This window comes from Chryseobacterium sp. KACC 21268 (assembly GCA_028736075.1).
Lineage (GTDB): Bacteria > Bacteroidota > Bacteroidia > Flavobacteriales > Weeksellaceae > Epilithonimonas.
The window spans coordinates 378,244-390,187 of the sequence record CP117875.1 but is presented as its reverse complement, the minus strand read 5'-3'; the positions used below and the strand labels follow the sequence as shown (position 1 = coordinate 390,187).

General features: G+C 37.2%; 13 protein-coding genes. 8 read left to right on the top strand and 5 right to left on the bottom strand.

Annotated elements, in window-relative coordinates:
* Nucleotides 1-41 precede the first annotated feature (41 nt).
* Nucleotides 42-1,370 (top strand): discoidin domain-containing protein, encoded by a 1,329-nt coding sequence (locus PQ459_01935; protein ID WDF47254.1) that lies wholly within the window; start codon nucleotides 42-44, stop codon nucleotides 1,368-1,370.
* A gap of 14 nt (nucleotides 1,371-1,384) precedes the next feature.
* Entirely contained in the window at nucleotides 1,385-1,897 is a 513-nt protein-coding gene (locus tag PQ459_01930) for a hypothetical protein (protein ID WDF47253.1), read from the top strand.
* Between the two features lie 206 nt (nucleotides 1,898-2,103).
* Here the strand turns inward: PQ459_01930 and PQ459_01925 are convergent, their stop codons facing one another.
* From PQ459_01925 to PQ459_01915, 3 genes are all read right to left on the bottom strand, one after another.
* On the bottom strand, nucleotides 2,104-3,390 hold the full coding sequence (locus tag PQ459_01925) for a citrate synthase (GenBank protein WDF47252.1): 1,287 nt from the start codon (nucleotides 3,388-3,390) through the stop codon (nucleotides 2,104-2,106).
* Nucleotides 3,391-3,608: 218 nt separating this feature from the next.
* Nucleotides 3,609-4,901, bottom strand: coding sequence for a phosphopyruvate hydratase (gene eno, locus PQ459_01920; protein WDF47251.1), 1,293 nt, complete (start codon nucleotides 4,899-4,901; stop codon nucleotides 3,609-3,611).
* 122 nt (nucleotides 4,902-5,023) lie between these two features.
* On the bottom strand, nucleotides 5,024-5,416 hold the full coding sequence (locus PQ459_01915; GenBank protein WDF47250.1) for a septal ring lytic transglycosylase RlpA family protein: 393 nt from the start codon (nucleotides 5,414-5,416) through the stop codon (nucleotides 5,024-5,026).
* 131 nt (nucleotides 5,417-5,547) lie between these two features.
* Here PQ459_01915 and PQ459_01910 point away from each other — a divergent pair, with 131 nt between their 5' ends.
* The 4 genes from PQ459_01910 (at nucleotide 5,548) to PQ459_01895 (ending at nucleotide 8,319) form a co-directional block, all read left to right on the top strand.
* A complete protein-coding gene (locus tag PQ459_01910) occupies nucleotides 5,548-6,315 on the top strand; it encodes an enoyl-CoA hydratase-related protein (GenBank protein ID WDF47249.1) in 768 nt (255 codons plus the stop codon).
* Between the two features lie 9 nt (nucleotides 6,316-6,324).
* The gene (locus PQ459_01905) at nucleotides 6,325-6,756 is read left to right on the top strand and encodes a dCMP deaminase family protein (GenBank protein WDF47248.1); all 432 of its coding nucleotides are present in this window, start codon (nucleotides 6,325-6,327) and stop codon (nucleotides 6,754-6,756) included.
* A 45-nt stretch (nucleotides 6,757-6,801) separates the two neighbouring features.
* Nucleotides 6,802-7,713, top strand: coding sequence for a site-specific tyrosine recombinase XerD (gene xerD / locus PQ459_01900; GenBank protein ID WDF47247.1), 912 nt, complete (start codon nucleotides 6,802-6,804; stop codon nucleotides 7,711-7,713).
* Between the two features lie 90 nt (nucleotides 7,714-7,803).
* Entirely contained in the window at nucleotides 7,804-8,319 is a 516-nt protein-coding gene (locus PQ459_01895) for an NUDIX domain-containing protein (protein ID WDF47246.1), read from the top strand.
* A 79-nt stretch (nucleotides 8,320-8,398) separates the two neighbouring features.
* On the opposite strand, the gene PQ459_01890 is transcribed toward PQ459_01895, so the two are convergent.
* Both PQ459_01890 and miaA read right to left on the bottom strand, forming a co-directional pair.
* Nucleotides 8,399-8,956, bottom strand: coding sequence for a thioredoxin family protein (locus PQ459_01890; protein WDF47245.1), 558 nt, complete (start codon nucleotides 8,954-8,956; stop codon nucleotides 8,399-8,401).
* A gap of 78 nt (nucleotides 8,957-9,034) precedes the next feature.
* Nucleotides 9,035-9,937 (bottom strand): tRNA (adenosine(37)-N6)-dimethylallyltransferase MiaA, encoded by a 903-nt coding sequence (gene miaA, locus PQ459_01885; protein ID WDF47244.1) that lies wholly within the window; start codon nucleotides 9,935-9,937, stop codon nucleotides 9,035-9,037.
* 235 nt (nucleotides 9,938-10,172) lie between these two features.
* Between miaA and PQ459_01880 the strand changes: the two genes are divergently transcribed.
* Together PQ459_01880 and PQ459_01875 are read left to right on the top strand one after the other, a co-directional pair.
* A complete protein-coding gene (locus PQ459_01880; protein WDF47243.1) occupies nucleotides 10,173-11,336 on the top strand; it encodes a methionine aminotransferase in 1,164 nt (387 codons plus the stop codon).
* Nucleotides 11,333-11,899: a DUF2911 domain-containing protein gene (locus PQ459_01875; GenBank protein ID WDF47242.1), complete on the top strand. Its 567-nt coding sequence runs from the start codon at nucleotides 11,333-11,335 to the stop codon at nucleotides 11,897-11,899. Before PQ459_01880 ends, PQ459_01875 begins: the two co-directional genes overlap by 4 nt.
* Nucleotides 11,900-11,944 lie beyond the last annotated feature (45 nt).

Here is an 11,944-nt window from a genome sequence, read left to right as displayed (position 1 = left end):
CAAGCATCTGTCCGCCGCCATCTTGTACTTCAGAATCGTCGATGCTCAACTCATCTTCGGTATCTATTACTCAAAGTGGAGGAAATGGTCAGCAGGCTTTTGTTGTTGATAATAGCGTAGCTGCAAATAATTTTTGGCAATCAACCGCAGCAGGCCAATCTTTGACAATAGACTATGGGCAATCTTACACATTGAATGGGATGACTTATTATCCAAGTACCACGGGAAGCAAAGTTTTAGGTTATACCATTCAAACCAGTACAGATAATGTAACTTTCACTAATGTAGCTACCGGTACTTTTCCAAATTATGGAGGATATAATCTTGCTGAAAAAGGAATTCCAAATACTATTAGATTTGCAAGCCCAGTCAATGCAAGATATCTCAGAATGATTGTAGCCGACAACGGAAAGAGAGTTGCAGAGATAGTTCCTTTAGTTTGTGGACTTACACCAATCAATATGACTTGTGAAAGAGTACCATTAATTAGTACCTCAACGAATGAAACGGCAACTGGTAAAAAATCTGTTAGAAGTCTTGATAATAATTGGACAGTAACTCATTTTACAGGTGGAACGGCTTCTCCAACAACCAGTTCTTACAATTACAGCAGTATTGCTAATTCAGTTTTCCATCCTGCAATTGTAGTGGGACGTGCGGTAGTAACTGCAGGGAATCCTAATCAAACTTGGGCAACAAGTCCCTTTGGTAACGCAGATTGGATTTCTGCAACACAAAATGGCTTTGACAATGATTCACCTGCTACTGGGGCTTCCACATTGCCTAACACGTATTTTTACAAGTACAAGTTTAATATTGCTGATCCTTTCCTTGCTAATAATTTAAAATTACGATTGGATTATTATGTTGACAACCAAATAGTAAGAGTTTACATCAATGGGGTTGATCAAAATATTAATACGACAGACTTTTTAGGTTACGCAAATGGTCACGAGAAATCAACATTTTTGAAAAATAATTTCCAAACTGGAATTAATGAATTAGTAGTACAAATGTACTCAGAGCCACATTATGCAGGTTTGCTGGTACAAGGTCTTGAATCTTGCTACTGTGTGAAAGAGCCTATTGGCGGAACACCTCAAGGTTATACGAAAGTTGGAATATCTAATCAAACGAAACAAAGCAATTGGCCATTGAATATTGCGAACGGGCACATTGCTCTAGAGTCCAAAAATGATGGTTTTGTAATTACCCGCGTAAACCACGTGAGCACAACGCCACTAGCATCAGATTCTATTGCTGATCCAAAAGAGGGAATGGTTGTCTACGATATTGTCGACAAATGTGTGAAGCTTTTCAATGGTGCAAACTGGACTTGTATCCAAAGAACTTGTAACGATAGTAATTAAAACACTTTAAGAACATGAAAAAAATATTAATACTAATAACAATAGCCATATTTCAGTTTCACAAATCGCAAGTCGCAATAGGGAAGGAGACTGTCGACGGGAACAGTACTATTTTAGACTTCAAGGAAGCTGATAATTGGTTTGGAATTATACTTCCAGCTGTTTTGGAAGCTTCTGCAACCTTAACTGAAAACAACAACGGAACTTTCCTTTTCGATAAAACCGATCAAAAGGTTAAGATGTATGAGAATAATAAATGGGTAATGCTAAGCCACGCAAAAGGAAGCAGTGCTGCCATAGCAAACAATACGTCTGATGAAGCCGGAAAAGGAGCAATTATTGGTGCTACTACTACTGCAGCAAAAGGTGTACTGGTTTTAGAATCTGACAACAAGGCGGTAATTTTGCCAAAAGTGTTTAGACCGGATATTAATGTGAGAAGTCCATATCCAGGAATGATATGTTATGATACATTCAATAAGATGATTGCTGTCTTTGATGGCAGTGTCTGGAATTTTTGGAAATAAGATAAACAAAAATCAATTGCTGCGTACCGAATTTTATTAAAAAAGTTATGGGCGGAAACACAAATGATAATGCAGATAATTGACATTTTGATTTTTTTTACAAATACCATCATTGATTAATGATGGTATTTTTTTTATCGTCGATATCAATGTATCCGCTGGAAAATAAAAAAGCTTCTCGAGATGAGAAGCTTTTTTATATTAATTTATCTTTTTGAAATATCAAGATAATCTCTTTCTGTAGCACCTTGGTAGATTTGTCTTGGTCTTCCGATCGGATCACCTTTCAATCTCATTTCTCTCCACTGAGCGATCCATCCTGGCAATCTTCCTAATGCGAACATTACGGTGAACATTTCTGTAGGGATTCCCAAAGCTCTATAGATGATTCCTGAGTAGAAATCTACATTTGGATATAATTTTCTTTCGATGAAGTACTCGTCTTCCAAAGCTACTTTTTCCAACTGCATTGCAATATCAAGCGCTTTATCCTGGATTCCTAGTTTTCCTAAGATATCGTCTGCTGCTTTTTTGATGATCTTCGCTCTTGGATCGAAGTTTTTGTAAACTCTGTGACCAAAGCCCATCAAACGGAAACTATCGTTTTTATCTTTAGCCTTCTCCACCCATTTGTTCACGTCTCCACCATCTTTCTCGATCAACTCAAGCATTTCGATAACTGCTTGGTTTGCACCACCGTGAAGTGGACCCCAAAGTGCAGAAACTCCAGAAGAGATAGAAGCGAAAAGACCTGTGTGAGCAGAACCCACCATTCTTACTGTAGAAGTAGAACAGTTTTGCTCGTGATCGGCGTGAAGAATCAATAATTTGTCCAAAGCTGCAACCACCACCGGATCCATCACAAAATCCTGATTTGGAAGTTTGAAAGCCATTTTGTAGAAATTCTCTACATAATTAAGGCTGTTGTCACCGTGGTTAATTGGTAAACCTTGTGTTTTTCTATAGGTCCAAGCACAAAGGTGAGAGAATTTGGCGATCATCAATTCTGATGCATAATCCAATTCTTCTTTAGATTTCACATCTACCGCTTTCGGGTTGAAAGCCGTCAATGCAGAAGTCAAAGAAGACAAAACACCCATTGGATGCGCAGAACGAGGGAAAACATCAATTAGTTTTTTAAGCTCATCTGCAACAAAATTATATTTCTTGATGTTGTTTTCGAAGCTGTTGAACTGCTCTGCTTTTGGTAATTCTCCGTGAAGCAAGAGATACATTACTTCCGTAAAATTAGATTTCTCAGCGATCTGCTCGATAGGATAACCTCTGTACAACAATTCTCCTTTATCACCGTCTAGGTAAGTAATTTCACTAATGGTAGCACCTGTGTTTTTGTAACCAAGATCCAAAGTGATCAATCCCGTTTGGTCTCTCAGTTTGGAAATATCAATTCCTCTGTCTCCGATAGTACTATCTACGATCGGATACTCGAAACTTTTCCCGTCGTAATTTAATATAACTTTGTTATCTGACATTATAAAAATATTTATGTGTTAAATATAACACTTTACTCGGAAATGGTCAACTGACAAAAGTCATATCTTCTAATTGATTCTATTAATGTCAATAATTGAACAAATGAAAACATTTATTATTAATAATTAATCAAAATAAAACATTGATTTACAATTACATAAAAATAAAAAGGCATCTGAATTTCTCCAAATGCCTTTTATATTAATTTAAAAATTAATTATCTTTTGATCTTGAAAGCGTCCAAACCTGGGAAAACTGCAGTTTCACCTAAAGCTTCTTCGATTCTCAAAAGTTGGTTGTATTTCGCCATTCTGTCTGATCTAGATGCAGAACCAGTTTTGATCTGTCCACAGTTTTGTGCCACTGCAAGATCTGCAATCGTAGAATCTTCTGTTTCACCAGACCTGTGAGACATTACAGTTGTATATCTGTTTTGTTGTGCCATTTGTACAGCAGCCATTGTTTCAGAAAGAGAACCAATTTGGTTTACTTTGACAAGGATGGAGTTCGCTGTATTTTCTTTGATACCTCTGGAAAGTCTTTCAACATTCGTTACGAACAAGTCGTCTCCAACCAATTGTACTCTGTCTCCGATCTTATCTGTCAATTCTTTCCAACCAGTCCAGTCATTTTCCTGCATTCCGTCCTCGATAGAGATGATCGGATATTTGTTTGCAAGATCAGCTAGGTAAGAAACCTGCTCGCTGCTTGAGAACACAGGTGCATCTGGCGTCTGGAATTTTCTGTAATCGTAAACGCCATCTTTGTAGAATTCTGAAGCGGCGCAATCCAAAGCGATCATAATGTCGTCTCCTGGCTTGTAACCTGCTTTCTCGATAGCTTGTAATAAAGTATCCAAAGCATCTTCAGTTCCTGTGAAAGTTGGTGCAAATCCACCTTCGTCTCCAACAGCTGTAGACAATCCTCTTCCGTGAAGAATAGATTTCAAACTGTGGAAAATCTCAGTTCCTTTTCTCAATGCGTGAGAGAAAGAATCTGCTTTTACAGGCATTACCATAAATTCCTGGAAAGCAATCGGCGCATCTGAGTGAGAACCACCGTTGATCACGTTCATCATTGGAACTGGAAGTGTGTTGGCGTTCACACCACCTACATATTTATAAAGAGGCATTCTAAGTTCGTTAGCAGCCGCTTTCGCAACAGCCAAAGAAACACCTAGAATTGCGTTTGCACCTAATTTTCCTTTGTTAGAAGTTCCATCAAGGTCGATCATTACCGCATCGATAAGATTTTGTTCGAAAACCGGAAGCCCTATCAATTCTGGAGCGATGATCTCTTTCACATTTTCTACCGCTTTCAAAACACCTTTTCCAAGATATTCCGGCGCACCGTCTCTTAGTTCAACTGCTTCGTGCTCACCTGTAGAAGCACCAGAAGGTACTGCTGCACGTCCCATTGCTCCACTTTCTGTGAAAACATCTACTTCAATTGTTGGATTCCCTCTGGAATCTAATATTTGTCTTGCTTCGATAAATGAAATGTAACTCATTGTCTTGATGTTATTTTTTAAGATTTTTATTTGTTGACTTTTTTAAAAGCATTGCAAATTTAAACATTTTAAATATATTATGTATCGAATCAATTTATAGTTTCATCTACATTATATTAGGATTAATTCAAAATCCGGTATTTCACTTTTACGATGCCTTCATTCAGGTCGGCTATTTTTTTGAAAGCGCCTTGGCTGAGGTCAAATTCTCTTGACGGCTTTAAAGGTCCTCGGTCGTTCACAGTGATGATGACGGATTTGTCATTATCAACATTCACGATTTCCACCCTCGTTCCAAATGAAAGTGATTTGTGTGCGCCTGTAAGTTTGGAATGTCTGTATGTTTCGCCGCTTGCCGTTCTGTTCCCATTGAATTTATCGGCGTAATAAGAAACAGTGGTCGACCTGTAAGAACTACTAGCAGAATTCCGACTTCCGCACGAAATTACAAAAAGCGCAAGTAGGAATATGTAAATTTTAAACGCATATCGTGAGGTTTTTAATAAAGTTTTCATAATTATAATTTACAATGGTTAATAAATGCACGTTATAAATGTTAATTATTCATTAATATTTTGTTTATATTGCAGAAATTTCTAAATTAGATTTTTAAATCAAATTAGAGATTAAAAATAATCTCCTTTAAATGAATTACGAAAGTATAAAATTAACGATAGAAAGAAAAATCGCCGTTGTCACAATCAACCGACCAGAGAGCTTAAACGCCTTGAATACTCAAGTTTTTAACGATTTGGAAAACGTGTTTGATTTTCTGGAAAATGAGAAAACCGTGAACTGTGTCATCGTAACCGGAAGTGGAGAGAAATCCTTCGTTGCAGGTGCAGACATCAAGGAGTTCTCAAATTTCAGTCAGGAAAAAGCGACCGAGCTATCAAAAAGGGGACATTTTGTTTTTAATAAAATAGAAAATCTAAGCAAACCCGTCATTGCAGCAGTCAATGGTTTTGCTTTGGGTGGCGGATTGGAATTGGCAATGGCTTGTCATCTAAGATACGCTTCCGAAAATGCAAAGCTTGGTCTGCCAGAAGTAACTTTGGGATTGATTCCTGGTTATGGAGGAACGCAAAGATTGCCGAAATTAGTTGGCAAAGGAATTGCAAATGAAATGATTTTCTCTGCTAAAATGATTTCTGCAGAAAAAGCCAAATTGGTTGGTTTGGTGAATGAAGTTTTTTCTCTAGAAGAATTGCTTCCAAAAACGCAGGAATTGGCAGAGAAAATTGTGAAAAACTCGCCACAAGGCATTGCACAAGCCATAAAAGCAGTCAATGCAAGTGACAAGGAAAATGGAATGGAAAGTGAAATCAATTCTTTTGGAGAATTGTTCGCTCAAGGAGATTTTAAAGAAGGTGTTTCGGCTTTTCTGGAAAAAAGGAAGCCTGCTTTCGATTAAATGTAAAGAATGGATTATAACAAATTCGATATTGCTTACCTGAAGATGGCGTCCGAATGGGCAAACCTGTCTTACTGTAAGCGAAAAAAAGTGGGAGCACTTATCGTGAAAGACCGAATGATAATCTCCGACGGATATAATGGAACGCCTTCCGGTTTCGAAAACAACTGCGAAGACGAAGAAGGGAAAACCAATTGGTTTGTGCTACACGCAGAGGCCAACGCCATTTTGAAGATTGCCAGCAGTACGCAATCCTGCAAAGACGCAACGTTGTACATCACAATGTCGCCTTGCAAGGAGTGCAGCAAATTGATTTTACAGGCAGGCATCAGCAAAGTGGTCTATATGACGGTTTACTCAGACGACAGTGGATTGGAATTTTTGAAAAACGCAGGCATTGAAACTTTAAATATAACAGAACAAGAATTATATACTTTATGATAGGATAACTACTTTTTTTACAAACAATTAATTAAAAACACAAATATGAACTGGTCCGAAAAAATTACAGACTTCTCAAATTTTCTAAAATTTGAGAAAAGTTTCTCCGACAATACACTTGACGCGTACGTGAGAGATATCAAAAAGCTGGAAAGCTTTGCTATTACTGATTTAGGAGAAATCTCTCCACAGCATATCAGCTACGAAAACCTTCAGGAGTACATCTACCAATTATCCAAAAACAAAATCAGCGAACGCTCGCAGGCAAGAGGAATCTCGTCTATCAAGGCTTTTTTCAAATTTCTTTTGGAAGAAGAATACAGAGATGATAATCCTGCGTCACTATTAGAAGGTCCAAAATTAGGACTTTATCTACCTGACACTTTGAGCATTGATGACATCGACAGAATCATCGAAAACATTGAAAAACACACAGATATCGGCAGAAGAAACCAATGCATCTTGGAAGTTCTCTATGGTTGTGGATTGCGTGTTTCTGAATTGGTGGATTTGAAAATCTCTAATATCAATTTTAAAGAAAACTTCATCATCGTACAAGGAAAAGGCGAAAAAACAAGATTGGTTCCTTTGGCGAAATCTACTGCAGAGTGCATTTTGGATTACATCAAAAATGTAAGAGCCTTGGGTAAAATCAACAAAAAATTCGAAGATATTCTTTTCCTGAATACGAGAGGAACGAATATGTCCAGAGTAATCGTCTTCATTATCATTAAAGAATTGACACAGAAAGCCGGCATCAACAAGAGTATTTCGCCGCACACTTTCCGTCATTCTTTTGCGACGCATTTGTTGCAAAATGGTGCAGATTTGAGATTCATCCAGGAAATGTTGGGTCACAGCAGCATCACGACGACTCAGGTTTACACGCATTTGAAAACGGAGGAATTGAGAGATGTTATTATCCAATTTCATCCAAGAAATCGAAAAGCAGTTTAATCAAAAGCATTATATAATTCTTAAAACCATCTTGTAATTTCAGGATGGTTTTTGTTTTTAAAGTTGACCTAATTTCCTTAATTTTATCCAATGGAAAATCTGAAATTCTGCCCAAAATGTGGACACGAAACTTTGAAATGGAATAATATCACCAAATTCAGTTGTGGTAACTGCGATTTTGTTTTGTATCACAATACAGCCGCGGCCGTTGCAGTCATCATCAAACACGATAATGAATTATTTTTCACAGTCAGAAATCAGGAACCAGGAAAAGGAAAACTGGATTTGCCAGGTGGTTTTTGTGACCCAAAAGAAAGTGCCGAAGAAACCTGCGCCAGAGAACTTTTTGAAGAATTACAATTGAGAATTAATGTAGAAAAACTGAGATATCTGGGAAGCAGACCCAACATTTACCCATACAAAAACATCAGTTACAATACTATGGATTTGTTTTATGAGTATGAAGTCAATGAAAAATTTGAAATCAAAATAGAAGAATCTGAAATCTCTGAAGGCATTTGGATTCCCATCTCGGAAATTGATATTGACAAAATCGCTTTCGAATCTCAGAAGGATTTTATTAAAAATAATATCACCAAACTTTAACTAAAAAAACCCAGAAACTAATTTCTGGGTTTTTTATATCAATAAAGCAATTTGCGAAAAGCAAACGGACAAAAGCCAATTATTTCCACTTGATGTTACAACCCAAACTTGGTCTTTGGAAATCTTCCTGGTCTTGTCCGGCCAAATGATTTTCAAACGCAATCACCAAATCCTCACCAGTAATCTCCTTCTGATTTCCTGGTCTTGAATCATCCATTTGTCCGCGATAGATTAATTTTAAATTCTCATCAAAGAAATAAAAATCTGGTGTACACGCGGCGTCGAACGCTTTTGCAACGTCTTGACTTTCGTCGTAGAGATAAGGGAATTTGATTGCTTTTTCATCCACAAAATCAATCATCATTTCTGGAGAATCTGCAGGATATCTGTCAACATCATTGGAATTAATCCCGATAAACTCGATGCCTTGGGATTTGTAATCTTCATACAATTCCTCCAAAACATCGATGATGTGAAGCACAAACGGACAATGATTGCACATAAAAACCACCAAAGTTCCTTTCTTCCCTTTCAGAGATTCCAGACTTTGGATTTCGTTATTTTTCACAGGATTTGGAAGGCTGAAATCTAGCGCTTTCGTTCCCAGAGCCAACATATTTGATTGTGTATTTGACATAATTTTTATTTAATGTAACAATATTAAAGTTTAACAATTTACCAATTTTGTGATTCCCATTGTTAGAATGCTAAATTTTTACATTGGTAAATTCTTGAGCAAAGATAATGCTTCTTCCACAGAATTATCATAATTCACCCAATTCACATTTCCCAATTTTCGATTCCACGTCATTTGGCGTTTCGCGTAACGGCGGGAATTCTTCTTGATTTCAGAAACTGCGAAATCCAAATCCCATTCGCCATCAAAATATTTGAACAACTCTGAATAACCAACAGTTTGAAGCGCAACTTTGTCTCTGTCGGCAATTAATCCTTTGGCTTCTTCCAACAGACCATTTTCCATCATTATATCAACACGTCGATTGATTCTTTCATAAATCACTTCTCTTGGTGCCTCGATTCCAATTCTAAACGTCTCAAAATGACGCTGAGGTTTTGGTAAACTAAGATTTTCGGTGTAGGTTTTTCCAGTCTGCCAAATGATGTCGATGGCTCTCAACAAACGCCTTGAATTGTCTTTATCAACAACCGAAAAATATTCCGGGTCAAGTTCTGACAATAATTTTTGTAAAGGTTCAATTCCTTGATTTTCAAAAATATCAATCAGTTTTTTTTGATTTTCTTCGTCAGCTTCTGGTAAGTCGTTCAATCCTTCCACAACTGCTTTTTCATACATTCCGCTTCCGCCAACCATTATGGCAACATCTTTTTCGGCGAAAATCTCATCCAGCTTTTCAATCGCTTCGTGCTCGTACAAACCAATGGAATAATAATCATCGATGCTGAGATTCCCGACAAAATGATGTTTTGCCTCCGCCAATTCGGATTCCGTTGGCATTGCAGTTCCGATTTTCATCTCACGATAAAACTGACGGGAATCACACGAAATAATTTCCGTACCGAGATGATTTGCCAAATCGATGGCCAATCTTGTTTTCCCGATTCCTGTAGTTCCGACGATGGAGATAAGACGTTTCAAAAAAATATTTTTGCAAATTTACGAAATGTGAAATTCTTCCCGCATTATATTTCAACGTAAAGGCGTAAAAGTCTTATCATCTTACCTGTTGCAAGTCGCAAATCAAATCGCTTTAAGAATAACAGAATCCTCAAAATTGGCGACTTGTAGCATTTGATTTTAAAAATAGATTTGCGCCTTTGCGATAAAATTTGTTTTAGATTTAAAATAATTATTACTTAATTTTACCATCATTATGGCTTTAAGATTATCTGCATCCAAACTTCCGGACGTGAAAACCACGATTTTCACAGAAATGTCATTGTTGGCACAACAGGAAAACGCAGTCAATCTTTCGCAAGGTTTTCCCGATTATCAAGCTGATGAAAATCTTCTGAAATACTTGGGCGATTTTGCGAAAGAGGGTTACAATCAATATGCACCGTTGTTTGGAATCAAGGAACTTCGGGAAGAGATTTCGAGGAAGTTCAGTTCGCAATATCAGGTTGATTATCATCCGGATACTGAAATTAATATTACAGCTGGCGCTACGCAAGGAATTTTCACCGTGATTTCTGCATTTGTTAAAAAAGATGATGAAGTGATTATCTTCGAACCTGCCTACGATTGTTATGAACCCGCGATTATCCTGAATGGCGGAATCGTGAAAAATGTCAAAATGCTTTATCCGGATTACAAAATCAATTGGACCGAAGTGAAAAATCTGGTTTCCGAGAAGACCAAAATGATTATCATCAACAATCCGAATAATCCTTCCGGAAAAATCTTGAAAGAAAATGATATTGAGGAATTAATCAAAATTGTAAAAGACACCAACATCATTATTCTAAGCGATGAAGTTTATGAAAACATCACGTTTGACGGGAAATCTCATTTGACGTTAGCCAAATATTCAGAATTGAAGGAACGCACTTTTGTTGTTGGCTCATTTGGAAAACTGCTTCACATCACGGGTTGGAAAATCGGTTATATTCTCGCGCCCGAACAACTGATGAATGAGTTCCGAAAAGTCCATCAATACAATGTTTTCTGCGTGAATACGCCTGCTCAATTTGCGATTGCAAAATATCTTCAAAACATTCAGGATTTTTCTAAAACCTCCACATTCTTTGAAGAGAAAAGAAATTATTTGAAAAGTGCTTTATCGGAAACGCCATTTGAATTGTTGGATTGTGAAGGCACCTATTTTCTGTCCGCCAATTTTGGTTCGATTTCTGATATGCAAGACAAGGATTTTTGTTATTGGCTGACGAAAGAACATAAAGTTGCAACGATACCATTTTCAGCATTTTACAAAGATAAAACCGATGAAAAAGTTATCCGTTTTTGTTTCGCCAAAAAACAGGAAACTTTGGACAAAGCCATTGAACAATTAATAAAATTAAAAATAAATAAATGAAAAATTTAATCTTAGCAGCCTCTCTGCTAATCGGAGTTAGCGCTTACTCTCAAGCCAAATTGGATGCGACAAAACTAAATTATTTGCCGGCAGATGCAAGTCCGATGGATGCGACCTATTATCCGCTTCAAGTGCTTTCTTCAAAGTCAGAAACGCCGAAAGTGAAAGTCGTTTATTCAAGACCTCAGAAAAAGAACAGAGTTGTTTTCGGTAATCTTATCAAATACGGAGAAATCTGGAGAATGGGAGCGAATGAAAATACGGAAATCAAATTCTATACGCCAGTGAAAATCAACGGAAAAGATATTCCGGCTGGAACTTACAGTTTATTCGCTGTTCCAAACGAAAAAGAATGGACCATCGTTCTGAATTCTGATGTTGACAAATGGGGCGCGTACGCTTATGACAAGAGCAAGGATGTGGTGAGATTCAATGTTCCGGCTGAGAAAACGACTTCTCCTGTTGAATTTTTCTCTATCACTTTTGTACAGACCAAAACAGGCGCAGATTTGTACGCTGGTTGGGACAATACACAAGTTAAATTCCCGATTGAGTTCAAGTAATTATCAAGATTTAAAAAAAAGGAAGCCTTATCAGATTTTGATAAG

Excerpts from the sequence above, each read along its gene's own strand:
- PQ459_01935 (WDF47254.1), top strand. The coding sequence starts at position 42 with ATGCTCAACTCATCTTCGGTATCTATTACTCAAAGTGGAGGAAATGGT.
- PQ459_01930 (WDF47253.1), top strand. The coding sequence starts at position 1,385 with ATGAAAAAAATATTAATACTAATAACAATAGCCATATTTCAGTTTCAC.
- PQ459_01925 (WDF47252.1), bottom strand. The coding sequence starts at position 3,390 with ATGTCAGATAACAAAGTTATATTAAATTACGACGGGAAAAGTTTCGAG.
- eno (WDF47251.1), bottom strand. The coding sequence starts at position 4,901 with ATGAGTTACATTTCATTTATCGAAGCAAGACAAATATTAGATTCCAGA.
- PQ459_01915 (WDF47250.1), bottom strand. The coding sequence starts at position 5,416 with ATGAAAACTTTATTAAAAACCTCACGATATGCGTTTAAAATTTACATA.
- PQ459_01910 (WDF47249.1), top strand. The coding sequence starts at position 5,548 with ATGAATTACGAAAGTATAAAATTAACGATAGAAAGAAAAATCGCCGTT.
- PQ459_01905 (WDF47248.1), top strand. The coding sequence starts at position 6,325 with ATGGATTATAACAAATTCGATATTGCTTACCTGAAGATGGCGTCCGAA.
- xerD (WDF47247.1), top strand. The coding sequence starts at position 6,802 with ATGAACTGGTCCGAAAAAATTACAGACTTCTCAAATTTTCTAAAATTT.
- PQ459_01895 (WDF47246.1), top strand. The coding sequence starts at position 7,804 with ATGGAAAATCTGAAATTCTGCCCAAAATGTGGACACGAAACTTTGAAA.
- PQ459_01890 (WDF47245.1), bottom strand. The coding sequence starts at position 8,956 with ATGTCAAATACACAATCAAATATGTTGGCTCTGGGAACGAAAGCGCTA.
- PQ459_01880 (WDF47243.1), top strand. The coding sequence starts at position 10,173 with ATGGCTTTAAGATTATCTGCATCCAAACTTCCGGACGTGAAAACCACG.
- PQ459_01875 (WDF47242.1), top strand. The coding sequence starts at position 11,333 with ATGAAAAATTTAATCTTAGCAGCCTCTCTGCTAATCGGAGTTAGCGCT.